This is a genomic window from Streptomyces sp. NPDC005393, from assembly GCF_040606675.1.
Lineage (GTDB): Bacteria > Actinomycetota > Actinomycetes > Streptomycetales > Streptomycetaceae > Streptomyces.
The window spans coordinates 248,114-274,206 of sequence record NZ_JBEXFG010000004.1 but is presented as its reverse complement, the minus strand read 5'-3'; the positions used below and the strand labels follow the sequence as shown (position 1 = coordinate 274,206).

Annotated in this window: 26 protein-coding genes and 2 pseudogenes; 24 read left to right on the top strand and 4 right to left on the bottom strand. The window is 72.1% G+C overall.

Annotated features, from left to right (window positions below; genetic code table 11):
- Nucleotides 1-170: 170 nt before the first annotated feature.
- Nucleotides 171-776 (bottom strand): hypothetical protein, encoded by a 606-nt coding sequence (locus ABZS71_RS07225; protein ID WP_356208142.1) that lies wholly within the window; start codon nucleotides 774-776, stop codon nucleotides 171-173.
- 163 nt (nucleotides 777-939) lie between these two features.
- Here ABZS71_RS07225 and ABZS71_RS07220 point away from each other — a divergent pair, with 163 nt between their 5' ends.
- The 10 genes and pseudogenes from ABZS71_RS07220 (at nucleotide 940) to nirD (ending at nucleotide 10,002) form a co-directional block, all read left to right on the top strand.
- Nucleotides 940-1,623, top strand: a complete 684-nt coding sequence (locus tag ABZS71_RS07220) for a response regulator transcription factor (protein WP_356208141.1) — start codon at nucleotides 940-942, stop codon at nucleotides 1,621-1,623.
- An 18-nt stretch (nucleotides 1,624-1,641) separates the two neighbouring features.
- On the top strand, nucleotides 1,642-3,063 hold the full coding sequence (locus ABZS71_RS07215; RefSeq protein ID WP_356208140.1) for a HAMP domain-containing sensor histidine kinase: 1,422 nt from the start codon (nucleotides 1,642-1,644) through the stop codon (nucleotides 3,061-3,063).
- Nucleotides 3,064-3,214: 151 nt separating this feature from the next.
- A complete protein-coding gene (locus ABZS71_RS07210) occupies nucleotides 3,215-4,504 on the top strand; it encodes an ATP-binding protein (protein WP_356208138.1) in 1,290 nt (429 codons plus the stop codon).
- Nucleotides 4,504-4,950 carry a roadblock/LC7 domain-containing protein gene (locus ABZS71_RS07205; RefSeq protein WP_355855699.1) on the top strand — a complete coding sequence of 149 codons (447 nt, stop codon included), beginning with the start codon at nucleotides 4,504-4,506 and terminating at the stop codon, nucleotides 4,948-4,950. The genes ABZS71_RS07210 and ABZS71_RS07205 overlap by 1 nt, the downstream gene beginning before the upstream one ends.
- Nucleotides 4,947-5,306 carry a DUF742 domain-containing protein gene (locus ABZS71_RS07200; RefSeq protein ID WP_356208136.1) on the top strand — a complete coding sequence of 120 codons (360 nt, stop codon included), beginning with the start codon at nucleotides 4,947-4,949 and terminating at the stop codon, nucleotides 5,304-5,306. The genes ABZS71_RS07205 and ABZS71_RS07200 overlap by 4 nt, the downstream gene beginning before the upstream one ends.
- Before the next feature lie 79 nt (nucleotides 5,307-5,385).
- Complete coding sequence (locus ABZS71_RS07195; protein ID WP_355855743.1) at nucleotides 5,386-5,979, top strand: ATP/GTP-binding protein; 594 nt, start codon at nucleotides 5,386-5,388, stop codon at nucleotides 5,977-5,979.
- Complete coding sequence (locus ABZS71_RS07190; protein WP_356208134.1) at nucleotides 5,976-6,290, top strand: hypothetical protein; 315 nt, start codon at nucleotides 5,976-5,978, stop codon at nucleotides 6,288-6,290. Before ABZS71_RS07195 ends, ABZS71_RS07190 begins: the two co-directional genes overlap by 4 nt.
- A pseudogene (locus tag ABZS71_RS07185) lies at nucleotides 6,215-6,901 on the top strand (cytochrome P450); the annotation flags it as partial. The gene ABZS71_RS07190 and the pseudogene ABZS71_RS07185, both read left to right, overlap by 76 nt.
- A gap of 81 nt (nucleotides 6,902-6,982) precedes the next feature.
- Entirely contained in the window at nucleotides 6,983-9,622 is a 2,640-nt protein-coding gene (nirB, locus tag ABZS71_RS07180) for a nitrite reductase large subunit NirB (RefSeq protein ID WP_356208132.1), read from the top strand.
- On the top strand, nucleotides 9,619-10,002 hold the full coding sequence (nirD, locus tag ABZS71_RS07175) for a nitrite reductase small subunit NirD (protein ID WP_355855687.1): 384 nt from the start codon (nucleotides 9,619-9,621) through the stop codon (nucleotides 10,000-10,002). The genes nirB and nirD overlap by 4 nt, the downstream gene beginning before the upstream one ends.
- A 14-nt stretch (nucleotides 10,003-10,016) precedes the next feature.
- On the opposite strand, the pseudogene ABZS71_RS07170 reads toward nirD, so the two are convergent.
- A pseudogene (locus ABZS71_RS07170) lies at nucleotides 10,017-10,166 on the bottom strand (endo-1,4-beta-xylanase); the annotation flags it as partial.
- A 19-nt stretch (nucleotides 10,167-10,185) separates the two neighbouring features.
- Here ABZS71_RS07170 and ABZS71_RS07165 point away from each other — a divergent pair.
- The 3 genes from ABZS71_RS07165 to ABZS71_RS07155 all read left to right on the top strand — a co-directional run bounded on the left by ABZS71_RS07165 (nucleotide 10,186) and on the right by ABZS71_RS07155 (nucleotide 12,706).
- Entirely contained in the window at nucleotides 10,186-10,452 is a 267-nt protein-coding gene (locus tag ABZS71_RS07165; RefSeq protein ID WP_356208131.1) for a hypothetical protein, read from the top strand.
- Nucleotides 10,453-10,725: 273 nt separating this feature from the next.
- The gene (locus ABZS71_RS07160; RefSeq protein ID WP_356208130.1) at nucleotides 10,726-11,655 is read left to right on the top strand and encodes an oxidoreductase; all 930 of its coding nucleotides are present in this window, start codon (nucleotides 10,726-10,728) and stop codon (nucleotides 11,653-11,655) included.
- A gap of 232 nt (nucleotides 11,656-11,887) precedes the next feature.
- Nucleotides 11,888-12,706, top strand: a complete 819-nt coding sequence (locus ABZS71_RS07155; RefSeq protein ID WP_356208128.1) for a putative protein N(5)-glutamine methyltransferase — start codon at nucleotides 11,888-11,890, stop codon at nucleotides 12,704-12,706.
- A 205-nt stretch (nucleotides 12,707-12,911) separates the two neighbouring features.
- Here ABZS71_RS07155 and ABZS71_RS07150 read toward each other — a convergent pair whose 3' ends face one another.
- Complete coding sequence (locus tag ABZS71_RS07150; RefSeq protein WP_355855675.1) at nucleotides 12,912-13,352, bottom strand: MarR family winged helix-turn-helix transcriptional regulator; 441 nt, start codon at nucleotides 13,350-13,352, stop codon at nucleotides 12,912-12,914.
- 200 nt (nucleotides 13,353-13,552) lie between these two features.
- On the opposite strand from ABZS71_RS07150, the gene ABZS71_RS07145 reads away from it, so the two are divergent.
- The 11 genes from ABZS71_RS07145 to ABZS71_RS07095 all read left to right on the top strand — a co-directional run bounded on the left by ABZS71_RS07145 (nucleotide 13,553) and on the right by ABZS71_RS07095 (nucleotide 24,869).
- Nucleotides 13,553-14,380 carry a CoA-transferase gene (locus tag ABZS71_RS07145; RefSeq protein WP_356208127.1) on the top strand — a complete coding sequence of 276 codons (828 nt, stop codon included), beginning with the start codon at nucleotides 13,553-13,555 and terminating at the stop codon, nucleotides 14,378-14,380.
- Nucleotides 14,380-15,162, top strand: a complete 783-nt coding sequence (locus tag ABZS71_RS07140) for a CoA-transferase (protein ID WP_356208125.1) — start codon at nucleotides 14,380-14,382, stop codon at nucleotides 15,160-15,162. The genes ABZS71_RS07145 and ABZS71_RS07140 overlap by 1 nt, the downstream gene beginning before the upstream one ends.
- Entirely contained in the window at nucleotides 15,163-16,359 is a 1,197-nt protein-coding gene (locus ABZS71_RS07135) for a thiolase family protein (protein ID WP_356208124.1), read from the top strand.
- Nucleotides 16,360-16,373: 14 nt separating this feature from the next.
- Nucleotides 16,374-17,141: a protocatechuate 3,4-dioxygenase subunit beta gene (gene pcaH / locus ABZS71_RS07130; RefSeq protein ID WP_356208122.1), complete on the top strand. Its 768-nt coding sequence runs from the start codon at nucleotides 16,374-16,376 to the stop codon at nucleotides 17,139-17,141.
- Entirely contained in the window at nucleotides 17,141-17,719 is a 579-nt protein-coding gene (pcaG, locus tag ABZS71_RS07125) for a protocatechuate 3,4-dioxygenase subunit alpha (RefSeq protein ID WP_356208120.1), read from the top strand. Before pcaH ends, pcaG begins: the two co-directional genes overlap by 1 nt.
- Nucleotides 17,720-17,930: 211 nt before the next feature.
- The gene (gene pcaB / locus ABZS71_RS07120) at nucleotides 17,931-19,310 is read left to right on the top strand and encodes a 3-carboxy-cis,cis-muconate cycloisomerase (RefSeq protein ID WP_356208161.1); all 1,380 of its coding nucleotides are present in this window, start codon (nucleotides 17,931-17,933) and stop codon (nucleotides 19,308-19,310) included.
- A complete protein-coding gene (pcaC, locus tag ABZS71_RS07115) occupies nucleotides 19,303-20,511 on the top strand; it encodes a 4-carboxymuconolactone decarboxylase (RefSeq protein ID WP_356208118.1) in 1,209 nt (402 codons plus the stop codon). Before pcaB ends, pcaC begins: the two co-directional genes overlap by 8 nt.
- 94 nt (nucleotides 20,512-20,605) lie before the next feature.
- Nucleotides 20,606-21,871: a sugar ABC transporter substrate-binding protein gene (locus ABZS71_RS07110; RefSeq protein WP_356208116.1), complete on the top strand. Its 1,266-nt coding sequence runs from the start codon at nucleotides 20,606-20,608 to the stop codon at nucleotides 21,869-21,871.
- Nucleotides 21,871-22,797, top strand: coding sequence for a sugar ABC transporter permease (locus tag ABZS71_RS07105; RefSeq protein WP_355855651.1), 927 nt, complete (start codon nucleotides 21,871-21,873; stop codon nucleotides 22,795-22,797). The genes ABZS71_RS07110 and ABZS71_RS07105 overlap by 1 nt, the downstream gene beginning before the upstream one ends.
- A 32-nt stretch (nucleotides 22,798-22,829) precedes the next feature.
- On the top strand, nucleotides 22,830-23,666 hold the full coding sequence (locus ABZS71_RS07100; protein ID WP_356208159.1) for a carbohydrate ABC transporter permease: 837 nt from the start codon (nucleotides 22,830-22,832) through the stop codon (nucleotides 23,664-23,666).
- Nucleotides 23,667-23,696: 30 nt separating this feature from the next.
- On the top strand, nucleotides 23,697-24,869 hold the full coding sequence (locus ABZS71_RS07095; protein ID WP_356208114.1) for an aminotransferase class V-fold PLP-dependent enzyme: 1,173 nt from the start codon (nucleotides 23,697-23,699) through the stop codon (nucleotides 24,867-24,869).
- A gap of 1 nt (nucleotide 24,870) precedes the next feature.
- Here the strand turns inward: ABZS71_RS07095 and ABZS71_RS07090 are convergent, their stop codons facing one another.
- Nucleotides 24,871-25,941 (bottom strand): helix-turn-helix domain-containing protein, encoded by a 1,071-nt coding sequence (locus tag ABZS71_RS07090; protein WP_356208113.1) that lies wholly within the window; start codon nucleotides 25,939-25,941, stop codon nucleotides 24,871-24,873.
- Nucleotides 25,942-26,093 lie beyond the last annotated feature (152 nt).

Sequence of the window (26,093 nt, the reverse complement as noted above, 5' to 3'; positions counted from 1 at the left end):
GCGGCGAACCGGCTTTCCTTGCCCTGCTCCGCAGGAGCTTCGTTTCCTCCCCGGCCTGAAGGCCGGGGTATCCACGAAGGAAGGCCCCGATGAGCTGGACGCGGAGAGGCCCGGCGCGCCCCGCGCGCCGGGCCCTATGGCCGGCCGGCCCCCATCTGCCGGCCGGTGGCTCAGGAGCGGGTGGCCGGGACCGCCTCCGTGACGGCCGTTGCCGACGCGCCCGTGGACGGCTGAACGACGCGCTTCCCGTCCTTGATCACAATGACCTCGCACACCTTCCCGGGCTTGCTGGGCTTGCTCGGCTTTCCGGGAAGCCCCGGCGTGGCGGGCCGGCTCGGATTCCCCGGCTTGGCGGGCTTCGACGGCAGGGCGGAGAGGGCCTTCTTACCCTTCTCGGCCTTCTCACCCTTCTCGACCACGATGACCGTGCAGTCCTTGCCGGGCCACCCCGGCGTTCCGCACACGATGACCTTCCCCTTGGACGGCTTCCCGGGCTTGGTAACCAGGACCGGCTTGGCGAGCTTGACCGTCTTGGCAGCCTGGGCCGGCTTGGCAAGCTCGGCCGGCTTGGCCGGAATACCCGGCCTGGTCGCCTCACCCGGTCCGGTGTGGACGCGGCAGACGATCACGCGGCCGTGAGGCTCCCCCGGGGCGATGGACTTCGCCGTCGAGGTGGCGGCCGAGGCGGGGGCCATGGCCCCCAGCGCCAGGGCACCGGCCGCCGCGGCGATGAGGACACCACGGCGCTTGGCGGCGGTGGAGCGGGTCTTGACCACAGTTCTCTCCTTGTTCACGGGAGTTGGGCGCCGAGGACCTCTCGATCCGTCGGCGCACCCACCGTCGCGCACCGATGCTGAGTCCTCGCTGAACCGCCTGAACCTCCGCTGAAGGCCTTTCCGTTTCAGCGGGGACTCAGCGTCCCCATGCCATCCTGACCCCGTGCGCATTCTGGTGGTGGAAGACGATGCCCGGCTCCGCGAGCTGCTCACGGAAGGTCTGGAGCAGGAGGGGTTCACCATCGAGGAGGCGGAGGACGGGCCGAGCGGCCTGGCGCTGGGGCTGGCCCGGTCGGCCGAGTACGCGGCGGTCGTGCTGGATGTGATGCTCCCCGGGCTCTCCGGCTATCAGGTCTGCTCACGGCTGCGCGAGGCCGGCGTCTGGACGCCGATCCTGATGCTGACCGCCAAGGACGGCGAGTACGACGAGGCCGACGGGCTCGACGTGGGCGCGGACGACTATCTGACCAAGCCGTTCTCCTTCGTCGTGCTGATCGCACGGCTGCGGGCCCTGGTCCGGCGGGGCGGTCTGGACCGGCCCGAGGTGCTCGCGCTGGGGGATCTGCGGCTGGAGCCGGCGGCGCTGGCCTGCTCGCGGGGGAGCGAGAACGTCACGCTCACGGCCAAGGAGTTCGCCGTACTGGAGTGCCTGGCCCGCCGCGCCGGGCAGGTGGTCTCCAAGTCGGAGATCGTGCAGCTGGTCTGGGACACCGCCTATGACGGCGGGGCCAATCTCGTCGAGGTCTACATCAGAACACTGCGCCGGAAGATTGATGTGCCGTACGGCCGTTGCGCGATCCGCACGATACGAGGCGCGGGGTATCTGCTGGCCCGCGACGGAGGGTAGGAGAGGGTGTGGCGTGGCATGAGCCTCCTCAGGGGGATGAGCCTCGTCGGCGGGATGAGCGTCCGCGCCAAGGCCGTTCTCGCGGCGGCCGGGACCGTGGCCTTCGCGATCGCGCTGTGCATGCTGGCCCTGGTGCTGGCCCTCCAGCACAACCTCCGCGACAGTGCGAGCACCGACGCCAGGAAGACGGCCGTCGCCATCAAGGGCCAGTTGACGAAGACCAAGCCGGAGTCGGGCCGGATGCTCCTCGTCATGCCCGGCCAGGTCACGGTCCGGGACGCCGAGGGCCGTACGGTCGCCCCCGGATCCCCCATCACCCCGGCGGAACCAGCGGAATTGCCAGAATCAGCGGAAGCGGCGGCATCGACGGGTATAGCGGGTACAGCGGGTACAGCGGAATCGGCGGATCCGCCCAAAGTCGCGGGTGCGCGGCCCCCCGACGGGGCCGCCCCCGCCGCCACGCCCGCTGACGACGGTTACAGCGTGAAGGTGGACCCGTCGACCACCGCGCTCGACAACGCCACCGGTCTGCTGCTCCGCGAGGTCGCGCCCGCGGCCGCCGGTCTCGTGCTGTTCGTGGCCGCCCTCAGCTGGCTGCTCGTCGGCCGTGCCCTGCGCCCGGTCGCCGCCATCCAGCGGGAGGTCACCGAGATCACCGAACGCGATCTGCACCGCCGGGTGCCGGTGCCGACGGCGCGGGACGAGATCTCGCGGCTGGCGCGGACCATGAACGCCACGCTGGACCGGCTGCAGCGGGCCATGACCCGGCAGCGCCAGTTCGTCGCGGACGCCTCCCATGAGCTGCGCAGCCCCATCGCGGCGGTACGCGCCCAGCTCGAACTCGCCCTGGCGCACCCCTCGCTGACCGACTGGCCGACGGCCGTGCACAAGGCCCTGCGGGACACCGAACGGCTTCAGTCGGTGGCCTCCGATCTGCTGCTGCTCGCCCGGCTCGACGCGCAGGAGGCGCCGCCTCGCTCTCCGGTGGACCTTGCGGCGCTGATGGCAGAGGAGATACGGCGCCACCCCGGTACGGTCACGGCGGGCCCGGCCGGCGCGGGCGGCGCGGGCGGCGACGGCCGGGACGCCGTCGTCACCGGCAGCCGCGTACAGCTCTCCCGTCTCCTCACCAACCTCACCGACAACGCCCGCAGACACGCCCGTGCCACCGTCTCGGTCACCGTGGGCGTCCGCGACGACGCGGTCGAGCTGACCGTGGACGACGACGGTCCCGGGATCCCCGAATGCGACCGCGAGCGCGTCTTCGAACGCTTCACCCGGCTGGATCACGCCCGTGCCCGCCAGGACGGCGGCACCGGTCTCGGCCTCGCCATCGCCAATGACATCGCTCACGCCCACGGCGGGACCCTGACGGTCCACACCAGCCCCTGGGGCGGGGCTCGCCTGCGGTTGTGCCTGCCCAGGGCCCGTATGTCCTAGCCTCGGCCCGCCGCGCCCGCCCGGTCCATCCCCGGTGAGAGTTTGGCAACTACAGGCACAGACTGATCAGTTGGTCAGTAGTATCTGCCCGTTCTTGGCCATGTCCCGGATGGAGGTGTCGTAGGTGCTGTCGGGGACGGTGGCCGTCGTCATGACCGTGGCCACGCCGTTGGTGCTGGTGCTGCTGCTGTGCCTCAGATGGGTGGTCAGACTGCGCAGAGCGGTCGGCGAGGCACAGGCCGCGGCCGAGCGGGAACGAACCCTTTCCGAGCGGGAACGCGCCACCGCGGCGAAGGAGCGGGCCCTGGCGGCCGAGCGCGGCGCGGAGGTGGCGCGGCTGGCCGCCGTAGAGGCCGACGTGGACGAGGCGGCGCGCCGGGAGCGGATCCTGCGCGACTCCGTACAGGCGTCGTTGGAATCCGTGGCCAGGAACATGCACGCCATGTCGATGGTGCAGCAGCAGGTCCTCGACGGCCTGGAGCAGCGTGTCGACGACGCGCGGCTGATGGCCGAGGTGATGAAGGCCGACCACGCCGCGGCCCAGATGACCCGTAAGGCGCAGACGCTGCTGGTGATGTGCGGGATCTGGCCCGCGCGGCGGGAGACCCGGCCGGTCACGCTCTTCGACTGTGTGCGCGGCGCGCAGTCGCGCATCGTGGAGTCCGGCCGGGTGGAGGTGCACGGCGGGCAGACGCTCTACGCGGTGGCGCCCGCCGTCGAGGGTCTGATGCACGCGGTGGCCGAACTGCTGGAGAACGCCACGGTCTTCTCCCCCTCGCGTACCCAGGTCGCCGTCTCCGTCCGGGAGGTCGCGGCGGGTGCGGTCATCGAGATCGACGACGCGGGACTCGGCATGCCGGCCGATGTGCTGGAGCAGGCCACCGCCCAGCTCCGGGACGGTCTCGACGTGGCGCGGCTGGGCGCGGTGCCGCGGCTGGGGCTCGCGTGTGTGGGGCGCTGGTCGCGGGAGCTGGGCTTCGCGGTGGAGCTGTCGACGGCGTCGGCGTACGGCGGGACCCGGGTGGTGGTCTTCGTACCGCACCGGCTGCTGACGGAGGAGGCGGGCAGCGTGCCGGCGGCGGACGCCGAGCCGGTGGTCGTCGAGCCGGTACCCGTGGCCGTGACCGCCGAAGGGCCCGTCGCCGTGACCGCCGAAGGGCCCGTCGCCGTGACCGCCGAAGGGCCCGTCGCCGAAGCGGCGGTGGGCGGCGGCGCCGCGCCCGTGGGCGGCACGCTTCCGCAGCGCCGCAACCGCCGCCGTACCGCCCCGCGCGCCGCCGCACCGGTGGGGGCGCCACCCGCCGCACCGGCCGGTGCCCCCTGGACGCCCGAGGCCGCCCGCGCCTCGATCACCAGCGTGGTCTCCGGCACCCGCCGAGGGCGGGCGGAGGCGGCGGGGGACCAAGAGGACCGAGAAGATCGAGACGGAGGAGGCCGGTAGTGGCCGGAACCATATCCAGACTGCCCGACGTTGGATGGATGCTGCGTCCGTTGACCCGGATTCCCGGGGTGCGGCACACCGTCGTCGTCTCGGAGGACGGTCTGCGCATGGGACACGGCTCCGCCGAGGGGCTGACGGGCGAGGTGTCCACACTCGGCGTCGACGAAGCCGAGTCGCTGGCCGCCGCCTGCGCGGCGCTGACGGCGACCAGCCAGTCCACGGTGTCGCTGCTGTTCGGCGACGAGGCGGGGGTGCGACAGCTGATGATCGAGTCCGACAGCGGGTTTGTGCTGTTCACCTCGGCCGGCCAGGGCGCCTCGCTGGGGGTGGCCACCGACACCGAGGCGGATGTCGGCCTGGTGGCCCAGCAGATGCAGCTGCTGGTGGCGAGGATCGGCGCCCATCTGAGCAGCCGGCCGCGGGAGCCGGTCCGCCCGGCGTCATGACCGAGCCCCGGGAGGAACGGACCACGGCCGCGGTGCGCCCCTATGTGATCACCCGGGGGCGCGCGGGTTCCTCACGGGCTGCTCTGCCGCTGGAAACGCTCGTCATGGCCTCCATGAGCGCACTGCCCCCGGCCCGGCAGCCCGAGTACCGGCGGATCGTCCATTTCTGCCAGGGGCTGCTGTCGGTGGCGGAGGTCGCCGCGTATCTCGGTCAGCCACCGGTAGTGGTGCAGGTGCTGCTCGCCGACCTCATCGACGGGGGGCACATCGTGGCACGCCCGCCCATCAAGGTGGCCGAGCGCACCGATACGGACTTGCTGAGGAAGGTGCTCGATGGGCTTGAGAGCAAGCTCTGAGATCTCGATGGCCGGCACGGACGGCGCAACGGACACCGACGAGACGGACGACACGGACGACACGGGCGAGACGGACGACATGGCTGACATGGACGACACACCCGTCATGTATGTGCAGTCCAGCGTGTCCGGCGCGGCCAAGATCCTGGTGGTCGGGCCCATGGGCGTCGGCAAGACCACGCTGATCGGCACGGTGTCGGAGATCAAGCCGCTGTCCACCGAGGCGACCATGAGCCAGGCGGGGGCCCGGATCGACACCGCCGTACGGCCGTCGAAGACCACGACCACCGTGGCGCTGGACTTCGGGCGGATCACGCTGGGCGGCGAGCTGGTGCTGTATCTCTTCGGCACACCCGGCCAACAGCGCTTTCTCCCCGCGTGGAAGGGCCTGGCGCGCGGCGCCTTGGGCGCGCTCGCGCTCGTCGACACCCGCGATCTGGAGGCGTCCTTCGACGCGATCGGCCATCTGGAGGACCTGGATGTGCCGTTCTCCGTCGCGGTCAACGCCTTTCCGGACAGCGTGCTGCACAGCGAGGACGATCTGCGGTCCGCTCTCGATCTGCTCCCGCACACGCCGTTGGTCATCTGCGACGCCCGCGAGCACAAGTCCTCGGTCAAGGCGCTGATCTCGCTGGTGTCCCATCTCATCGAGACCGTCACGGAGGCGCCGTGACCGCCCCGGCCGCCGCCCGCGTACCGCTGTACGGGACGGCGCCGGACGGCCCGCTGACCGAGCTGTACGAGCGGATGCGCCGCGAACACGGCGCGGTGGTCCCCGTCGACATCTCGCCCGGCGTCGGGGCGTGGCTGGTCATCGGCCACCGTGAGCTGCTCCATCTCGTCCGCGACGAGCAGTACTTCTCACTGACCCGCGCCGCTGGACCCCGCTGCGCGACGGCCGGGTGCCGGCCGCCAACCGCGAGATGCTCGCCGTCCTGGGCCAGGTGGCCGCGGCCCGGCCGGCCTCCCCCGGTGACGATCTGACCAGCGCGCTGATCGAGGCGCGGGAGGAGAACGGCGACCGGCTGAGCGAGGGCGAGCTGATCGGCACCCTGCTGCTGCTGATCATCGCCGGGCACGAGACCACGCTCAACCTGATCACCAACGCCGTACGGGCGCTGTGCGCGCACCGCGATCAGCTGGAGCTCGTACGGTCGGACTCCTCCGGCGCCGCCTGGGGCGCCGTGGTCGAGGAGACGCTGCGGTACGACAGCCCCGTCAGCTTCTTCCCGTTCCGCTACCCCACCACCGACCTCGCGGTCGGCGACACGGTCATTCCGCGGGGCGCGCCCGTGCTCGTCTCGTACACCTCCGCCGGACGCGATCCCCACGCGCACGGCGCGGACGCCGACCGCTTCGACATCACCCGGGAGGCCGCCACCCGCCATCTGTCCTTCGGGCACGGCGCGCACTACTGCCTGGGCGCCCCGCTGGCCCGGATGGAGGCCACCATCGCCCTGGAGGCGCTGTTCACTCGCTTCCCCGCGCTCGATCTGGCGGTTCCGGACGAGGAGCTCGTCCCGCACGCGAGCTTCGTCGGCAACAGTCCGCGGGAGCTGCCGGTCCGGCTGAAGGGAGCGGCTCACAGCCGCTGACGGGGCGCGCTGAGGGCAGCGTTCCCTCCGGGAAACGGTGCGGATGCGGACGGGTAACAGGCACCCCGCACGCTTCCTGGCATGACGACAAGCGCACCGGACACCGAGACTCCGCCCGCGGCCCCGGCGATCCCCACGATCGTGCTCGTCGGGCACGGCATGGTCGGCCAGCGCTTCCTGGAGGCCCTCGCCGACCGGGGGGTGACCGACCGCGCCCGCGTCGTGGTGTTCTGCGAGGAGCCCCGGCCGGCCTATGACCGCGTCCAGCTGACCTCGTACTTCTCCGGGCGCACCCCCGCCGAACTCTCCCTCGTCGAGGACGGCTTCCTTGCCCGGCACGGTATCGAGCTGCACCTCGGCGACCCGGCCGAGGCGATCGACCGCGCCGCGCGCACGGTCACCGCCCGCTCCGGGCTCACCGTCGGGTACGACGCGCTCGTGCTGGCCACCGGCTCGTATCCGTTTGTGCCGCCCGTCCCCGGCAGGGACAGCGAGGGCTGCTTCGTCTACCGCACGGTCGAGGACCTCCTCGCGATCGAGGAGTACGCCAAGGACCGCACCACCGGCACCGTGGTCGGCGGCGGGCTGCTCGGTCTGGAGGCGGCGGGGGCGCTGAAGGGGCTCGGACTGACCACGCACATCGTGGAGTTCAACCCCCGGCTGATGGCGATCCAGGTGGACGAGGGCGGCGGTGCCGCGCTGCGCCGCACCGTCGAGGACATGGGCCTGATCGTGCACACCGGCGTCGGCGGCCAGGAGATCACGGTGGACGGGGACGGCGCGGTCACCGGGATGACGCTGTCGGACGGCTCGTCCATCGCCACCGACCTCGTCATCTTCTCGGCGGGCGTCCGCCCCCGCGACCAGCTCGCCCGCGACTGCGGTCTGACGGTCGGCGAGCGCGGCGGGATCGCGGTGGACGAGCGGTGCCGTACCGGCGATCCGGCGGTGTACGCGATCGGCGAGTGCGCGCTGGCCGCCGACGGCCGGGTGTACGGGCTGGTCGCGCCCGGCTACGAGATGGCCGAGGTGGCCGCAAGCGAGATCGCGGACCAGGACGGCGGCGGCTTCACCGGCGCCGACACCTCCACCAAACTCAAGCTGCTGGGCGTGGACGTGGCGAGCTTCGGCGACGCACACGGCACCGCCGACGGCTGCCTCGACATCGTCTGGTCCGACTCCCGCGCGGGCGTCTACAAGAAGCTGGTGGTCGGAGCCGACGGCGCGCTGCTGGGCGGTGTGCTGGTCGGCGACGCCGACGCGTACGGCACGCTGCGGCCGCTGACCGGCTCGGTGCCGCCGGTCGCGCCCGAGCGGCTGGTGCTCCCGGCGGGGCTCGGCGCGCCCGCCGCCCTCGGCCCGTCCGCGCTCCCCGACGAGGCGGTGATCTGCAGCTGCCACAACGTCGCCAAGGGCGCGATCCGTTCGGCGGTCACCGACCACGGGTGCGCGACGGTCCCGGCGGTGAAGAAGTGCACCAAGGCGGGCACCGGCTGCGGCAGCTGCGTCAAGACGCTCACCACCCTCGTGGCCGACGAGCTGGAGGCGAGCGGCGTCAGCGTCGACAAGGGGCTGTGCGGCTGCTTCGCGTACACCCGCGCCGAGCTGTACGAGATCGTACGGACGCTGCGCATCACCTCCTACGCGCGGCTGCTGGACAGCCACGGCCGCGAGGAGGCCAGGCGGAGCGACGGCTGCGAGGTGTGCAAGCCGGCCGTCGGGTCGATCATCGCCTCGCTCGCCCCGACGCTGGGCGCGAGCGGCTATGTCCTGGACGGTGAGCAGGCCGCACTCCAGGACACCAACGACCACTTCCTGGCGAATCTGCAGCGCAACGGGTCGTATTCGATCGTGCCGCGGATCCCCGGCGGTGAGATCACCCCCGAGAAGCTGATCGTGATCGGCGAGGTGGCCCGGGACTTCGGTCTCTATACGAAGATCACCGGCGGCCAGCGGATCGACCTGTTCGGCGCCCGGGTGGACCAACTGCCGTTGATCTGGGCGCGGCTGGTGGACGCCGGATTCGAATCGGGGCACGCGTACGGCAAGGCGCTGCGCACCGTGAAGTCGTGTGTGGGGCAGACCTGGTGCCGCTACGGGGTGCAGGACTCGGTCCGGATGGCGATCGATCTGGAGCTGCGCTACCGGGGGCTTCGCTCCCCGCACAAGCTGAAGTCGGCCGTCTCGGGCTGTGCGCGCGAATGCGCGGAGGCGCGCGGCAAGGACTTCGGCGTCATCGCGACCGCGGCCGGCTGGAATCTGTACGTCGGCGGCAACGGCGGGGCCGATCCGCGCCATGCCGATCTGCTCGCCCAGGATCTGGACGACGAGGAGCTGATCCGGCTCATCGACCGGTTCCTGATGTTCTACATCCGCACCGCGGACCGGCTGGAGCGCACCTCGGCTTGGCTGGAGCGGATCGAGGGCGGTCTGGACCATGTACGGGATGTGGTGGTCCATGACTCGCTCGGGCTGTGCGCCGAGCTGGAGGCGCTGATGACCGACCATGTCGCGGGCTACCGCGACGAGTGGGCCGACACGATCAACGACCCGGAGCGGCTGCGGCGCTTCGTCTCCTTCGTCAACGCACCGGACGCGCCGGACCCGACGGTGCGGTTCGTCCCGGAGCGCGACCAGGTCAAGCCGGACTTGACGCTCCTGTCCGGCCCGGCCATCCCCGTCCGTACCGCACGCACTCTCGAAGGGACCTCCAGCCGATGACCGTGGCGCCCGAGCGGACCGCCGTCCGTGTGGAACTCCTCCTCGACCAGCGGTGGTTCACGGTCTGTGAGCTCACCGACCTCACCCCGGGGCGCGGAGTGGCCGCCCTGCTGCCGGACGGAACCCAGGTCGCGGTCTTCCTGGACCGCGCCGGCCGCGCGTACGCGATCGGCAACCGCGACCCGTTCACCGGCGCGTATGTCCTCTCGCGCGGGCTGCTGGGCACCGCGCACGGGCGCCCGTTCGTGGCCTCGCCCCTGCTGAAGCAACGCTTCGACCTGGAGACCGGGCGGTGCCTGGACGACGATACGGTCGCCGTCCAGGCCTATGCGACCCGTACCGGGACTTCCGGGGGCGCCGGGGCGACCGGGGCTCTTTAGGACCCGGCCGGCACGGTGATGACGACCTCCACGCCGAGTTCGGCGAAGCGCTGGAGGCCGGCCTTCATCGTGGAGGGCACCTGGTTCATGATCAGGTGGCTCTGGAAGCCGATGCCGTCGATGGGCACGCCCTGGCTCTTGAGCGACTTGACCAGGTTGTACAGGCCGCACCCCGAGCTGCCCATGGGCGTCGATGTGCCGACGCTGTTCGCGGCGCCGCGGGCCGAGCTGCCCGGTGCGCGGATCACCCACGCCGAGGGATGCGCCCCGCACGGTCCCGCCGCCCCGGCGGCCCGTGGCGCCGCCGCGCTGACCGCCGAGAGCCGGCTCGCGCGGGCGGCCAGGGCGGCGGCGGACGCGGCGGACCGGTCGGGGCTCTTCGGGCGGGGCACCAGCGGCGAGGGGTGGGCGTTGACCGGTGGCCTGGGAAGCAGCCCAGCCCGGCGCTGAGCCTCGGTCTCAGCTTCCTTCAGGCCGACGCGCTGCCGCGAGAGCGTCCGCGTCCCTGGAGAACGGGGGACGCGGGACGCCCTCCCTTGACCGCGTCCCATGACCCCGCGGCTGCGGCCGCCTCGTGCACCCCGGGGAGCGCGAACAAACGCCGTCACTTCCGGCTCACAACCGCATGGAGATGTTGTTGGCCTCTCCCGTCAGCGCGCATACGCTGTCGCCCGACGCGATGGCTACCGGTGCGTAGGGCGAACCCGCAGAGGAGCGAGCCGTATGAAGGGCTGGACCACGAGCGACATCCCCGATCAGAACGGCCGTACCGCCGTGGTGACCGGGGCCAACAGCGGCCTCGGCTTCGTCACCGCCCGCGAGCTCGCACGGCGCGGCGCACAGGTGGTGCTGGCGTGCCGGGACGCGGGGCGGGGGAAGGCCGCCGAGGAGCGGATCCGGGCGCAGGCACCGGGGGCGGTGGTGCGGTACGCGCCGCTGGACCTGGCGGACCTGGCGTCGGTGCGGGCCTTCGCGGCGGACCTCCGGGGCGACCGGCTCGATCTGCTGATCAACAACGCGGGTGTGATGGCCCTGCCGTACCGCACGACCGCCGATGGCTTCGAGACCCAGTTCGGCGTCAACCATCTGGGCCACTTCGCGCTCACCGGGCTGCTGCTGCCGGGACTGCTGGAGGCCGGGCCGGGGGCGCGGGTGGTCACCGTGTCCAGCTTTATGCATCTGCTGGGCACGGTCGATCCGGGCGACCTCAATATGGAGCGCCGATACCGGCGTTGGGTCGCGTACGCGCGCTCCAAGAGCGCCAATCTCCTCTTCGTCCATGAGCTGTCCCGCCGACTGCGCGCGACGGACGCGCACCTGGTGGCGGCCGCCGCGCACCCCGGCTACGCCTCGACCAATCTGCAGACCGCCGCCCCGAGGATGGAGGGCCGCCGGGCCGCCGAGCGGTTCATGGAGCTCGGCAACCGCTTCTTCGCCCAGAGCGCCGAGAAGGGCGCCCTGCCCACCCTCTACGCCGCGACCGCGCCGGAGGTACGGCAGGACGACTTCTTCGGCCCCCCGTTCCAGATGTGGCGCGGCTCCCCCACCCGCTCGGCACGCGCCAAGTGGACGCTCAGCGACAAAGCGGGGCGGCAGTTGTGGGCCGCGTCCGAGCAACTGACGGGGGTGCGGTTCGCGGCGCTGGAGACATGATCGGTTTGTGCGGTCCTCACCGCTGGGGGCACGGGCTCTCGGGCCGTATGCGATGTGGGGACCTGAGCCGTCGGGGGCGTCGGTGGAATCGGGTAGTGTTGCCGTCACCCGTACGGATCGAGGAGGCGAGACTCATTAACGCCAGGTCAGGCTGGGTGCTCTCATCTCATGGCTGTGCGGTCGAACCGGCATAGGTGACCGCGGGAGCGCCCCAGGCATCCCGGAAGGCTCCATGTCGACTTCACCGTCATCATCTTCTCCTCTCTCTTTTTCCGCCGTCGTCGGCAGGCTGCGCGCCGCAGGGTGCGTTTTCGCCGAGGACGAGGCGGAGTTGCTCATCACCACCGCAGGAAGCCCGGCCGAGCTCGACCGGATGGTGGATCGGCGTGTCGCCGGTGTGCCGTTGGAACATGTGCTCGGCTGGGCGGAGTTCTGCGGGCGGCGGATAGCCGTGGATCCGGGGGTTTTCGTACCCAGGCGGCGCACCGAGTTCCTGGTCCGGCAGGCCGCGGGGCTCGCGCCCGCGGGGGCGGGGGCGGTAGTCGTGGATCTGTGCTGCGGATCGGGGGCGCTCGGGGCCGCGCTGGGCGCCGCGCTGGACCGGGTCGAGCTGTACGCGGCCGATATCGACCCGGCCGCGGTGCGGTGCGCGCGCCGCAATGTGGGCGCGGCCGGCGGCCGGGTGTACGAGGGCGATCTCTATGAGCCACTGCCGGCCCCGCTGCGCGGACGCGTCGACTTACTGCTCGCCAATGTGCCGTACGTACCCACCGAGGAGGTGGGGCTGCTGCCGCCGGAGGCCCGGGTCCATGAGGCGCGGGTGGCGCTGGACGGCGGGGCGGACGGGCTCGATGTGCTGCGCAGGGTGACCGCCGCGGCGGCCGGGTGGCTGGCGCCGGGCGGCTGTCTGCTGTTCGAGACCAGTGAGCGGCAGGCGCCGTCGGCCGTCGATATCGTCGCCCGCGACGGGCTGGTCCCACGGGTGGCGGAGTGCGATGAGCTGGACGCCACGGTCGTCATCGGGCGCGGGGCACGGCTCTTGTCGACGTAGTGCCGTCCGCCCGCGGGGCGGGCCCCACGCAGGGCGGAGGGTCGCACGCGTGGCGGAGGGTCGTCCTCGTGGTGGGCCGTACGAGCGAGCCACCGAGGCAACTCAGCCCGGACAACCCCACCGTGAGGGCAAGCCCCCGAGCAGGGCGGCGTTACGGTGGGGGGTCACCTCCCCTTCCTTATCTCCTGTCCCGCCCGGCGGGCCCCTACGCGCGCAGCTCTTCGGCCGCGTCCGCCACCCGTCCGAGCAGCCGCAGCAGCGTCTCGCGCTCGCCTTCGTCGAGCGGCGCCAGGAAGACCCTGTTCATCCGCGCCGTCCGCGTGACCAGCTTCCGGTGCACCCGTACGCCCTCGTCCGTCAGCTTGAGGACATTGCGCCGGCCGTCCCGCGGATCCCGCACCCGCTCCAGCAGGCCGCGCCGGCCCAGCCGGGCGACCAGGTCGGCGATGGTCGACCGGTCGAGGTGGACGTGCTCGCCCAGCGTCCGCTGGTCGATGTCCGGCTTCTCCACCAGCGCGTTGACCACCGCGAACTGCGGCGACGTGGTCTCCTCCGAGACCATCGCGCCCCACAGCACGGAGTGCGCCTGCTGGAACCGGCGGGCCAGATGCCCCGGGTGGGTGCTCAGATCGACCGCGCCGCCCATGCCGTTGACCTCCCTGTCACCGACGACCCATTGATTCGTGTACTGAGCGATTCTGCCCTGTGGAAGCACCGGTGTCGAGCGGCAAACATTCGTCCTACACTCGCTTGACGAGCGCACCCTGCGATGGCAGCGTTCGGGAACGGCAGAAAATAATCAGTACACTGAGCATCTTCGAAAACGAAGATCACCGCGGAGTGACGATGGCCGACATCCGTAGCCTGCACGACGCCGTGGCGGACCTCATCCACGACGGGGACACCGTCGCGATGGAGGGTTTCACCCACCTGATCCCGTACGCGGCCGCGCACGAGATCATCCGCCGGGGCGTCACCGACCTCACCCTCGTCCGGATGACCCCGGATGTCATCTACGACCAGCTCATCGGCGCCGGGCTGGTGCGGAAGCTGGTCTTCTCCTGGGGCGGCAACCCCGGCGTCGGCTCGCTGCACCGCTTCCGTGACGCCGTCGAGAACGGCTGGCCGCGCCCGCTGGAGCTGGATGAGCACAGCCACGCGGGTATGGCCAACCGCTATGTGGCGGGGGCGTCCAAGCTGCCGTTCGCCGTGTTGCGCGGCTATCGCGGAAGCGACATCCCGACCCGTACGGACACCGTCTCCACCGTCGTCTGCCCCTTCACCGGGGAGGAGCTGGCCGCGGTCGCCGCGCTCAACCCCGATGTCACCGTCATCCATGCCCAGCAGGCCGACCGCGCCGGCAATGTCCAGCTGTGGGGTCTGACCGGCGTCCAGAAGGAGGCGGCGCTCGCGGCGGACCGGGTGCTGGTGACCGTGGAGGAGGTCGTCGAGGAGCTGGAGCCGCGGCCGGGCGGGATCGTTCTGCCGACGTGGGTCATCGACGCGGTGTCCGTCGTCCCCGGCGGTGCGCACCCCTCCTACGCCACCGGGTACTCGGTCCGCGCCAACGGATTCTACCAGGCATGGGACCCGATCGCCCGCGACCGCGAGGCGTTCACGCGATGGATCGAGGAGAACGTGCGGACCGTGCGCGACGGAAAGGCCGCGGTGTGATGACCGCCCACGCCGCGACCCCAGGCTTCACCCGCGACGAGCTGATGGAGGTCAACGCGGCCCGTGCCCTCGCCGGCGCCAAGACCTGCTTCGTCGGCATCGGACTGCCCAGCACCGCCGCCAACCTCGCCCGCAATACGGTCAACCCGGGTCTCGTCCTGATCTACGAGTCGGGCACCATCGGCTCCAAGCCCATCCGGCTCCCCCTCTCCATCGGTGACGGCGAGCTCGCCGAGACCGCCGACGCGGTCGTCCCGGTGCCCGAGATGTTCAACTACTGGCTGCAGGGCGGCCGGATCGACGTCGGCTTTCTCGGCGCCGCCCAGGTCGACCGCTACGCCAACATCAACACCACCGTCGTGGGCCGCGGCCCGGACAAGCCCGAGGCCCGCCTCCCCGGCGCCGGCGGGGCCCCCGAGATCGCTTCGAACTGCGGCAAGGTACTGATGGTGCTCCGCCACTCCACCCGCAACTTCGTGGAGCGGCTCGACTTCGTGACCACCCTGGGCCACGGCAGCGGCCCCGGCGACCGTAAGAAGCTCGGGATGCCCGGCGCCGGCCCGGTCGCCGTCATCACCGACCTCGGCGTCCTCCGCCCCGACCCGGCCACCGCCGAGCTGGTGCTGACGGAGCTGCACCCGGGTGTCAGCGTCGAGCAGGTCCGGGCCGCCACCGGCTGGGAATTGACGGTGAGCGACGAACTCGGCGCCACCGAGCCGCCGACGCCCGAGGAACTGGCCGCCCTGCGCGCCCTCAAGGCCGCCGGAAAGAAGGATGACTGAATGAGCCACAACAGCCTGCGTGACGTCTATATTGTCGACGCCGTCCGCACCCCCGTCGGCAAGTACGGCGGCGCGCTCGCGGGCGTCCGCCCCGACGACCTCGCCGCCCATGTCGTCCGCGGCCTCCTCGCCCGTACGCCCGGCCTCGACCCGTCCCGTATCGACGACGTGTACTTCGGCAACGCCAACGGCGCCGGCGAGGACAATCGCGACGTCGCCCGGATGGCCGTACTGCTCGCCGGGCTTCCCGTCACCGTGCCCGGCGCCACCGTCAACCGGCTCTGCGCCTCGGGCCTGGAGGCCGTCCTCCAGGCCGCCCGCGCCATCGCCACCGGCGACGCGCATATCGCCCTCGCGGGCGGCGTCGAGTCGATGAGCCGCGCCCCCTGGGTGCTCCAGAAGCCCGAGCGCTCCTTCCCCGCCGGGCATCAGCAGCTGTACTCCACGACCCTCGGCTGGCGGATGACCAACCCCGACATGCCGCCCGAGTGGACCGTCGCCCTCGGCGAGGGCGCCGAGCTGATCGCCGACAAGCACGGCATCACCCGCGAGGCGCAGGACGCGTTCGCGCTCGCCAGCCATGAGAAGGCGGCGCGGGCGTGGAAGGACGGGGCATACGACGCCGAGGTCCTGCCGTACGAGGGAGTCGACCTCGTCCGCGACGAGACCATCCGCGACACGACGTCGATGGAGTCCCTCGCCAAGCTGAAGCCCGCCTTCCGGAAGGACGGCGGTACGGTCACCGCCGGCAACTCCTCGCCCCTCAACGACGGCGCGGCGGCGCTGCTGCTCGTCGACGAGGAGGGCCTCAAGGCCACCGGGCGCGAGCCGCTGGCCCGGATCGGCGCCTCCGCCGTCACCGGCATCGAGCCGCAGTACTTCGGGCTCGGCCCGGTCGAGGCCGTGCGCCGCGCCCTCGCCAAGGCGGGCCGTACCTTCGCCGGTCTGGCCACCCTGGAGCTGAACGAGGCGTTCGCCGCCCAGACCCTGGGCTGCCTCGCCGAATGGCCGGACCTCGACCCCGCCATCGTCAACCCGCGCGGCGGCGCCATCGCCATCGGCCACCCGCTCGGCTGCTCCGGCGCCCGCCTCACCGGAGCCGTCGCCCACCAGCTGGCCGCCCGCGGCTCGGGGACCGGCCTCGCCACCCTGTGCATCGGCGTCGGACAGGGCCTCGCCCTCGTCCTCGAAAGGTAAGGCTGACGACAGACATGGCGCTCACCCAGGCCGACATCGACCGCGAACTCGCCGTGATCCGCGAAACCTACGACACGGCGCGTTCCGCCGGCGCCCCCGCCGCCGATCACCCCCCGCGCGACTTCCCGCCCTACCGCAGCAGTGTCCTGCGCCATCCGCGGCAGCCGCTGGTCGCGGTCCACGGCGACCCGGAGACCGTCGAGCTGCACACCCCCGTCTTCGGCCGCACCGATATCACCGACACCGACAACGACCTCACGGTGCAGCACCAGGGCGAGCCGCTCGGCGAGCGCATCACCGTCTCCGGGCGGCTCCTGGACAGCCGGGGGCGGGCGATCCGGGGGCAGCTCATCGAGCTGTGGCAGGCCAACGCGGCCGGCCGCTACGCCCATCTGCGCGATCAGCACCCCGCGCCGCTCGACCCCAACTTCACCGGGGTGGGGCGCGTGTTGACCGGCGACGACGGCTCGTACAGCTTCACCACCATCAAGCCGGGCGCCTATCCCTGGCGCAACCACGAGAACGCCTGGCGGCCCGCGCACATCCACTTCTCCCTCTTCGGCACGGCCTTCACCCAGCGCCTCGTCACCCAGATGTACTTCCCCGGCGACCCGCTCTTCGCCCACGACCCGATCCTGCAGTCGGTGACGGACGAGTCGGCTCGGCAGCGGCTGATCGCCCGTTACGACCCCACGCTGTCGAAGCCAGAGTGGTCGCTGGGCTACCGGTGGGACATCGTGCTGGACGGACCGTCGGCGACGTGGACAGAGGAAGGCCGCTGATGACCGAGCTGTCCCCCACCCCCTCCCACACCGTGGGCCCCTTCTACGGCTATGCGCTGCCCTTCCCCGGCGGCGGCGAGATGGCCCCGGCGGGGCACGCAGACGCCATCACCCTGCACGGGTATGTGTACGACGGCGCGGGCGCGCCGGTGCCGGACGCCCTCGTCGAGCTGTGGCAGGCGGCCCCGGACGGATCGCTGGCCGGCGCCCCCGGCTCGATGCGGCGCTCCCCGGTGACCGGCGGCTTCCTCGGCCGCAACGGGGTGGACTTCACCGGCTTCGGCCGCGTCGCCACGGACGCGGACGGCCACTGGTCGGCGCGCACGCTGCCGCCGGGCGCCCCCGCCGCTCCGTATGTGAGCGTGTGTCTGCACGCCCGCGGGTTGCTGCACCACCTGTTCACGCGCGTCTACTTCCCCGAGAACGCCGAGGCCAACGCCACCGACCCGCTCCTCGCCTCGCTGGACCCATCCCGACGGGAGACCCTGGTGGCGAGGCCGGGGTCCCAGCCGGGGACGTACCGCTTCGACATCCGCCTGCAGGGCGAGGGAGAGACGGTCTTCCTTGAGTTCCGGTAGCCCCCACGATGACCCGGCCTGCCACACGCGGCCGGCGGGCGGCGCGGAGTCGGCCCGTGCGGCGAGCACGGGCGACTCGGCGGGCGCGAGTGGCGCCGCCGATGTGGGTGGCGCCGCCGGCACGGGTGCCGTCGCAGGGGTAGGCGGCCCCGCAGGCGCCGGTGCCGCAGGCGCGAGTGGCACCGGTGGCGCGCGCGGCGCCGACGTCGGGCTGCTGGCGCCCGTTCGGGCCGGGACGGCGGTCGAGGACGCCACCGGGGATGTCGCCTTCCTTCAGGGCATGCTCGACGCCGAGGCCGCGCTGACCCGGACGTTGGTCGCGGTCGGGCAGGCCCCCGCGGGCGCGGCCGAGGCCGTGGGGGCGGCGGCTCGCGCCAAGCTGTACGACGTACGCGATCTCGCCCTGCGCGCCCGTTCCGGCGGCAACCCGGTCATCCCGCTGGTCACCGACCTCACCGCGGCGGTGGCCCGTACGGACGGCGACGCCGCGCCGTACGTCCACCGGGGCGCGACCAGCCAGGACATCCTCGATACGGCCGCGATGCTGGTTACCGCCCGCACCCTGCCGCTGATCGTGGCCGACCTCGACCGTACGGCGGCGGCCCTGACGCGGCTCGCCGCCGCGCACCGCGGCACCCCGATGCCCGGCCGTACCCTCACCCAGCACGCCGTCCCCACCACCTTCGGGCTGAAGGCGGCGGGGTGGCGGGCGCTCACGCTCGACGCCCACGACCGGCTCGCGGCGCTGCGGCCTCCCGCCCAACTGGGCGGTGCGGCAGGCACGTTGGCCGCGTTCGACGAGGGGATCGCGCTCCTGTCCCGCTTCGCCGACGAGACCGGGCTCGCCGAACCCGCCCTCCCCTGGCACACCCTGCGCACCCCCGTCGCCGACCTCGGCACCGCGCTCGCCTTCGCCGTGGGCGCGCTCGGGAAGGTGGCGGCGGATGTGCTGGTGCTCTCGCGTACGGAGATCGGCGAGGTCGCGGAGGGCAGCGGGGGCGGCTCGTCCGCCATGCCGCACAAGAGCAACCCCGTGCGTGCCACGCTCATCGCGGCCGCGGCCCGCCAGGCACCGCTGCTCGCCGCCACCTTGCTCGGGTCGCTGGTCGCGGAGGACGAGCGCCCGGCCGGGGCCTGGCACGCCGAGTGGCAGACGCTACGGGAGCTGCTGCGGCTGGCCGGCGGGGCGGCGCGGGACGCGGCCGAGCTGACGGAGGGCCTGAGGGTCTTCCCGGACCGGATGGCCGAACACCTCCAGCTCACGGATGGCCTGATCGTCAGCGAGCGCATCGCCGCCGCCCTCGCCCCCCTCGTGGGCCGCGCCCGCGCGAAGGAGCTGCTGACGGAGGCGTCGCGGCGGGCGGCGGAGAAGGGCGTCGGGCTGGCCGATGCCCTGGCCGCGGAGGAGCAGGTGGCCGAGGCGCTGCCGAGTGAGCGGCTGCGCGAGCTGACGGACCCCACCCAGTACGTGGGCTCGGCCCCCGCCTTGGTGGACCGCGCCCTGACCCGCCGGGGCTCCGCCCCGCACCCCGCTCCTCGATCGCCGGAGGCGCTGGGTTTCCCACCCACCGGAGAGCCCACCCGTGACTGACGAGCAACTCCACCACGACCTCACCGGCCCCACCACCGCCCCGCCCCTCATCCTCGGCCCCTCCCTCGGCACGTCGCTCGCCGTCTGGGAGCCGCAACTGCCCGCCCTCGCCCGTGCCCACCGCGTGCTGCGCTGGGATCTGCCGGGGCACGGCGGGTCCCCCGCCGCGCTGCTCCCCTCCGACGGCAGCGCCACCGTCGCCGATCTCGCCACCCTCGTGCTGCGCCTCGCCGACGCCCATCAGTGGGACCGGTTCGCGTACGCGGGTATCTCGATCGGCGGGGCGGTCGGGCTGTATCTGGCCGCGCACCAGCCCGACCGCGTCACATCCCTCGCCGTCGTCTGCTCCTCGGCCCACTTCGCGGAGCCCGCCGTCTGGCGTGAGCGAGCGAAGCTCGTACGGGAGGAGGGGACGGAGGCGATGGCGGCGAGCCGCCCCGGGCTGTGGTTCTCACACGACTTCGCCGCCACACCGCGCGGTCGCGCGCTCCTCCAGGACCTCCGCGACACCGACCGCGCGGGCTATGCCGCCTGCTGCGACGTCCTCGCCGACTACGACCTACGGGACGAGCTGGCCTCCATCGCCGCCCCCACCCTGGTCGTGGCGGGCCGCGACGACCCCGCCACCCCGCCCCCGCACGCCCGCGAGATCGCGGACGCCGTCCTGGGCGCCAGTCTGCTGGAGCTCGCGGGGGCGGCGCATCTCGCGGGGGTGGAGCGGCCGGAGGCCGTGACCCCCGCGCTGCTCGCGCACTTCACCCGGACGTCAGCGGACTCCCCCGACGACGCCTCCCGCCACGCCGCCGGAATGACGGTGCGCCGCGCCGTCCTCGGGGACACCCATGTGGACCGCGCGGCGGCCCGTACGACGCCGTTCACCGCCCGCTTCCAGGACTTCATCACCCGCTACGCCTGGGGCGAGATCTGGACCGGGGACGGCCTGGACCGGCGGATGCGCAGCGCCATCACCCTCACCGCGCTCATCGCCCACGGCCACGACGCCGAACTGGCCATGCACATCCGGGCCGCCCTCACCAACGGTCTGACCCGCGAGGAGATCGGCGAGGTGCTGCTGCAGAGCGCGATCTACTGCGGCGTCCCGGCGGCCAACGCCGCCTTCGCCACCGCCCAGCGCGTCTTCGACGAGATCGACGAGACGGACGAGACCGACCCGGCGTCACATTCCGATACCGACAGCTGACATACCGCAGCAATACCCCTGTCGCAATCCGCCCCCATCGTTGATCGTTAGGTCTACGGTGACCCAACGACGAGGGAGCGAGGGGGCGCACACCATGTCCATCAGCCGCAGAAGACTGCTGGGTACGGGCGGAGGGCTCGCCCTGACCGGGGCGCTGGCCGCCGCGTGCGGGTCCAATACCGGTCGCGATGACGGGGATTCGGGCGGTGAGCCGGTCATCTCGCAGTGGTACCACCAGTACGGCGAGCCGGGCACCGAGCAGGCCGTGAAGCGGTACGCCGACGCGTACGACAAGGCCGACGTCAACGTCCAGTGGCGGCCGGGGGCCTACGACCAGCAGACCGCCGCCGCGCTGCTCACCGCGTCCGGCCCCGATGTCTTCGAGGTCAACGGCCCGACGCTGGACCAGATCCGGGGCGGTCAGGTCGTCGATCTCTCCGACCTCCTCAGCGAGGCGAAGGACGACATCAACCCGGCCGTGCTCGCCCCGAAGACGTATCAGGGCAAGATCTGGGCCATTCCGCAGGTCGTCGACATGCAGCTGCTCTACTACCGCATCAGCATGCTGAAGGACGCGGGGGTCGAGCCGCCCCGGACGCTCGACGCGCTGGTCGACGCGGCGAAGAAGCTCACCACGAAGAACGTCAAGGGGCTCTTCCTCGGCAATGACGGCGGTCCCGGCGTCCTCGGCGGCACCCCGCTCAATGCCGCCGGCCTCGACCTGGTCACCGAGGACGGCAAGGCCGGCTTCGACGATCCGGTCGCCGCCCGGACGCTCGGCAAGCTGCGTCAGCTCTACGCCGAGAAGTCCCTGCTGCTCGGGGCGCCCTCCGACTGGTCGGATCCGGCCGCGTTCACCCAGGGGCTCACCGCCATGCAGTGGTCGGGGCTGTGGGCGCTGCCGCAGATCACGAAGGCGCTGGGGGACGACTTCGGGGTGCTGCCGTTCCCCAAGGACGGGGCGGACGGCAGGCCCGCGGTGCCGGTCGGCGCGTACGGGGCGGCGGTCAGCGCCCGCAGCAAGCACAAGGACGCGGCGAAGGCGTATGTGAAGTGGCTGTGGGTGGAGAAGACGGAGTATCAGGAGGACTTCGCGCTGACCTACGGCTTCCATATCCCGGCCCGGATCTCGCTCGCGAAGAAGGCCGCCAAGCTGCGGGAGGGCGCGGCCGGTGAGGCGGTGCGCTACGCCACGGACTACGGGCATGCCGAGCCGCTGTTGTGGACCCCCGCGAGCAAGTCCGCCTACCAGGACGCGCTGAGCCGCATCATCAAGAGCGGCGCCAACCCGGAGAGCGAGCTGAAGGCGGTCGTGCGCAAGACCAATGCGGAGCTGCGGCGCGTACAGAAGAAGAGCTGATGCGACGGCCGCTGATGCGCAGTCCGCTGGGCCCGCAGAACCGGACCCTCTGGTTCTGGATCTTTGTCGGCCCCTTTGTCGTCGGCCTCACCCTCTTCACCTACGTGCCGCTGGCCTGGAGCGCCTATCTCAGCTTCTTCGACGCGCACAACACCGTGTCGCCGACGGAGTTCGTCGGGCTGGACAACTACACGGCGATGCTGGGCGACGACGCCTTCACCGACTCCCTGCTGACCTTCCTGGTGTTCACGGCGTTCATCGTCCCGGCGACCTATGTGCTCTCGCTCGCGCTCGCGCTGATGGTCAACCGGCTGCGCTGGGCGCAGGCGTTCTTCCGGTCGGTGTTCTTTCTGCCCGTGGCGTGCTCGTATGTCGTGGCCGCGCTGATCTGGAAGATGTCGATCTTCAACGGGGTGCGCTTCGGGCTGGCCAACACCGTCCTCGGCTGGTTCGGCGCCGATCAGATCGCCTGGCTGTCGACGACCGATCCGCCCTGGTACTGGCTGGTCATCGTGACCGTACGGCTGTGGCTGCAAGCGGGCTTCTACATGGTGCTCTTCCTGGCCGGGCTGCAGCGCATCTCACCACGGCTCTATGAGGCGGCGGCCGTGGACGGGGCGCGGCCGGGGTGGCAGGTCTTCCGGCACATCACCTTTCCGCAGCTGCGGGCGGTCTCGGTCGCCGTCGTCCTGCTGCTGGTGATCAACGCCTTCCAGGCATTCGACGAGTTCTACAACCTGCTGTCCGACTCGCGGGGCTATCCGCCGTACGCCCGCCCGCCGCTGGTCTACCTCTACTACACGGCGCTGGGGCAGGGGCAGAACCTCGGCCTCGGCAGCGCGGGCGCGGTGATCCTGGCGCTGATCATCGCCGTGGTGACGGTGGTGCAGGCGCGCTGGTTCGGCCTCGGCCGGAAGGAGGAGTGAGCCGGATGCGGGACTCCCGGAAGCCGGGTGATGTGCGGGACGCTCTGGTCGCCGTCGGGCGCGCGGTGCGGCTGGTGTTGCTGATCGCGCTCGCGCTGCTCTTTCTCATCCCCTTCTATCTCCTCGTACGCAACGGGCTGTCGAGCGAGGCGGACATCACCTCGCCCGAGTGGACCTTCTTCCCGAGCGAGCTGCACTGGTCGCACATCGGCGAGCTGTTCGACGACCCCAATGTGCCGATGGCGCACGCGCTGCTCAACTCCTCGCTGATCGCCGTCCTCACCACGCTCGGCACGCTGCTGCCGGCCTCGCTCGCCGGCTACGGGCTGGCCCGCATTCCGTACCGCCACGCCAATGTGGTCTTCTACTGGATCCTCGGCACCCTCATGGTCCCGGCGGCGGTCACCTTCGTGCCCAGCTTTGTGCTGGTCAGCTCGCTCGGCTGGATCTCCACACTGCGCGGTCTGGTGGTGCCCACGCTCTTCAGCTCGGTCGCGGCGTTCATCTTCCGCCAGTACTTCCTGGGCTTCCCCCGAGAGCTGGAGGACGCGGCGCGGGTGGACGGGCTCGGCTACTGGCGTACGTACTGGCGGGTCGTGGTGCCGAACTCGCGCCCGGTCTTCGCGGCGGTCGGCACCATCGTCTTCATCGGCGCCTGGAACGCCTTTCTGTGGCCGCTGGTCATCGGCCAGGACCGGGACGCGTGGACGGTCCAGGTCGCGCTGTCGACGTTCACCACCGCCCAGAGCGTCAACATCCATGAGCTGTTCGTGGCGTCGGCGGTGTCGATCGTGCCGCTGCTGGTGGTCTTCCTCTTCCTGCAGCGCTATATCGTCGCGGGCGTCGAGCGCTCGGGCATCGACGACTGACCTTGAGGCACACACGGGAACGAGGGGCCTATGACTGACCAGCCGCTGACCGACCAGCCACACTGGACCTTGGACCCCTCCGTCGTCCATCTCAACCACGGCTCGTTCGGCGCGGTCCCCCGCACCGTCCAGGCCGCCCAGCGGGCGCTGCGCGAGGAGATGGAGGCCAACCCGGACACGTGGTTCCGGGAGCTGCCCGGGCGGGTGGGGCGCGCGCGGGCCGCCGTGGGGCGCTTTCTGCGGGTCCCGGCGGACCGCACCGCCCTGGTGCCCAACGCCAGCGCCGGGGTGAGCACCGTCCTGGCCGGCCTCGCGCTGCCGCGCGGCGGCGAGGTGCTGCTGACCGACCATGCGTACGGCGCCGTGGCCATGGGCGCGGCGCGGGCCGCCGAGCGGGCGGGCGCCCGGGTCCGTACGCTCCACATCCCGCTGGAGGCGACCGCCGGGGAGATCGCGGCCGTCTTCGACGGCGCGCTGTCCGGCGCCACCGCGCTGGTCGTCGTCGACCAGATCACCTCGGCCACCGCCCGGCTCTTCCCGGTCGCGGAGATCACCCGGCTCGCCCACGCCGCCGGGGCGCGGGTCCTGGTGGACGGCGCGCACGCGCCCGGCATGCTGGCCGACCCGGTCGGCCTGGCCGGGGGTGCCGACTTCTGGGTCGGCAATCTGCACAAGTGGTGCTGTGCCCCGCGCGGTACGGCGGCGCTGGTGGCGCGCGGGCCGGAGGCCCAGAGTCTGTGGCCGCTCACCGACTCCTGGGGCTTCCCGCACCCCTTCCCGCGCCGCTTCGACGAGCAGGGCACCGGGGACCACACCGCCTGGCTCGCGGCGCCGCGCTCGCTGGAGTTCATCGACGAGGCCTACGGCTGGGACGCGGCGCGCGACCGGATGACGAAGCTGGCCGAGGTGGCGCAGGGGCTGCTGGCCGACGCCCTGCACGCGGACCTCACCGCGGTCGGGGGCAGTGAGGCCCCGGCGATGCGGCTGGTCCCGCTGCCGGCGGGTCTCGCCACCGACCACCCGACGGCCCAAGCGCTGCAGCGCCGTATCGCGGCCGGGACCGGCTGCGAGACGGCGATCACCTCCTGGAACGGGCGCGGCTTTCTGCGGCTCTCGGCCCATCTCTATAACACCGTCACCGACTACGCGCACCTGGCCGAGCGCCTCCCGGGCGTGCTCACGGCGGCCTCGCCCCCGCGCTGACTCAGCCACGGGCCGACGGCCCCCGCCCGCTCGTGGCGACCACCGGGAATGCCGTCGGCGTGCCGAAGACCCGCTCCCCCGGCGCGGCGCCACCACGCAGCAGGGCGGCGCCCAGCGGGGTCAGGGTGTGCAGTACGGCGCTGCCCTGGCGCAGGGTGTGCACCAGGCCCGCCTCGCGCAGCACGCTGGCGTGCTGGCTGGCCGAGGCGAGCGAGACGCCGACCCGGCGGGCGAGTTCGCTGGTCGTACAGCCGCCGCCGACCTCCAGCAGCACCTCCGAGCGGGTCTGCCCGACGAGCTTGCCGAGCGAGCGGGGGCAGCCGGAGGCGGCGGCGGGCCGCTGCTGGGGGCGCGGCGGGGCGCCGCGCCGGGCGTGTTCGACCGGGTAGACCAGCACCGGGGCAAGTTCCGGGTTCCGGAAGGTCACCGGGGTCCCCCGGCAGAAGAAGGACGGCAGGAGCAGCAGCCCCCGTCCGCGCAGATGCAGATCGCGGTCGACCGGGTAGTCCACCTCCAGCACGGGCGACCGCCAGCGCATCGTCGGCGGCAGCGAGGCCAGCAGCCCGTCGGCTCCCCCGTCCAGCAGGGCGCGGCCCCGGGCGGCCCGGTCGGCCTCGATCCGGGCCTGGATATGCGCCCAGTACGGGGCGACGGCGGCCCGGTGGTAGGCGCGCAGGGTGGTGATGAGCCGGTCCAGGGGCCGCGCCTCGCCCTGTGCCAGCTCGCGTATCCAGCCCGGGAGCGAGCGGGCCGCCGGGAGCCGGGATATCTCGGAGTGCAAGCGCTCTCCCGGGGTGGCGCGCAGCGCGTCCATGGCACTGTCGCAACCGATTACCCCTTCTGCGGGTGTCAGGAAGTCCGGGAAATAGCCGCGCGAGGGAATGAGCGGCGCGAGCAGCCGCGCCTCGCCGTTGAGCCGGTTACGCGCTTCCGAACGCCATTCCCCGTATACGTTCTCCGCTCGGTTCTCGCGTAGGCGATGGAAACTTAAAACGGTTTCCCAGAGCACATCCGGGCGGATAGCCATCCGCAGCCGGGCCAGATCGAGTTCACTGAAATGAACACGTAGCACCAGACCCTCACAAGTGACATGCTGATCGCCCCCCGATCACCGATGAGTATGCACGCTTACACCGTCAGTCACCACGCCCTTTTGGCCAGATGTGAAACGGGGCGCGATGCGGGGGGCAGAAGAGGAAAGCTGTTCAACGTGAAAGCCGGGGG

What these genes read in the sequence shown, in the direction of transcription:
- ABZS71_RS07215 (WP_356208140.1), top strand. Translation starts at nt 1,642, where the DNA reads ATGAGCCTCCTCAGGGGGATGAGCCTCGTCGGCGGGATGAGCGTCCGC.
- ABZS71_RS07210 (WP_356208138.1), top strand. Translation starts at nt 3,215, where the DNA reads ATGACCGTGGCCACGCCGTTGGTGCTGGTGCTGCTGCTGTGCCTCAGA.
- ABZS71_RS07200 (WP_356208136.1), top strand. Translation starts at nt 4,947, where the DNA reads ATGACCGAGCCCCGGGAGGAACGGACCACGGCCGCGGTGCGCCCCTAT.
- ABZS71_RS07195 (WP_355855743.1), top strand. Translation starts at nt 5,386, where the DNA reads ATGGCTGACATGGACGACACACCCGTCATGTATGTGCAGTCCAGCGTG.
- nirB (WP_356208132.1), top strand. Translation starts at nt 6,983, where the DNA reads ATGACGACAAGCGCACCGGACACCGAGACTCCGCCCGCGGCCCCGGCG.
- nirD (WP_355855687.1), top strand. Translation starts at nt 9,619, where the DNA reads ATGACCGTGGCGCCCGAGCGGACCGCCGTCCGTGTGGAACTCCTCCTC.
- ABZS71_RS07165 (WP_356208131.1), top strand. Translation starts at nt 10,186, where the DNA reads ATGGGCGTCGATGTGCCGACGCTGTTCGCGGCGCCGCGGGCCGAGCTG.
- ABZS71_RS07160 (WP_356208130.1), top strand. Translation starts at nt 10,726, where the DNA reads ATGAAGGGCTGGACCACGAGCGACATCCCCGATCAGAACGGCCGTACC.
- ABZS71_RS07155 (WP_356208128.1), top strand. Translation starts at nt 11,888, where the DNA reads ATGTCGACTTCACCGTCATCATCTTCTCCTCTCTCTTTTTCCGCCGTC.
- ABZS71_RS07150 (WP_355855675.1), bottom strand. Translation starts at nt 13,352, where the DNA reads ATGGGCGGCGCGGTCGATCTGAGCACCCACCCGGGGCATCTGGCCCGC.
- ABZS71_RS07145 (WP_356208127.1), top strand. Translation starts at nt 13,553, where the DNA reads ATGGCCGACATCCGTAGCCTGCACGACGCCGTGGCGGACCTCATCCAC.
- ABZS71_RS07140 (WP_356208125.1), top strand. Translation starts at nt 14,380, where the DNA reads ATGACCGCCCACGCCGCGACCCCAGGCTTCACCCGCGACGAGCTGATG.
- ABZS71_RS07135 (WP_356208124.1), top strand. Translation starts at nt 15,163, where the DNA reads ATGAGCCACAACAGCCTGCGTGACGTCTATATTGTCGACGCCGTCCGC.
- pcaH (WP_356208122.1), top strand. Translation starts at nt 16,374, where the DNA reads ATGGCGCTCACCCAGGCCGACATCGACCGCGAACTCGCCGTGATCCGC.
- pcaG (WP_356208120.1), top strand. Translation starts at nt 17,141, where the DNA reads ATGACCGAGCTGTCCCCCACCCCCTCCCACACCGTGGGCCCCTTCTAC.
- ABZS71_RS07110 (WP_356208116.1), top strand. Translation starts at nt 20,606, where the DNA reads ATGTCCATCAGCCGCAGAAGACTGCTGGGTACGGGCGGAGGGCTCGCC.
- ABZS71_RS07105 (WP_355855651.1), top strand. Translation starts at nt 21,871, where the DNA reads ATGCGACGGCCGCTGATGCGCAGTCCGCTGGGCCCGCAGAACCGGACC.
- ABZS71_RS07095 (WP_356208114.1), top strand. Translation starts at nt 23,697, where the DNA reads ATGACTGACCAGCCGCTGACCGACCAGCCACACTGGACCTTGGACCCC.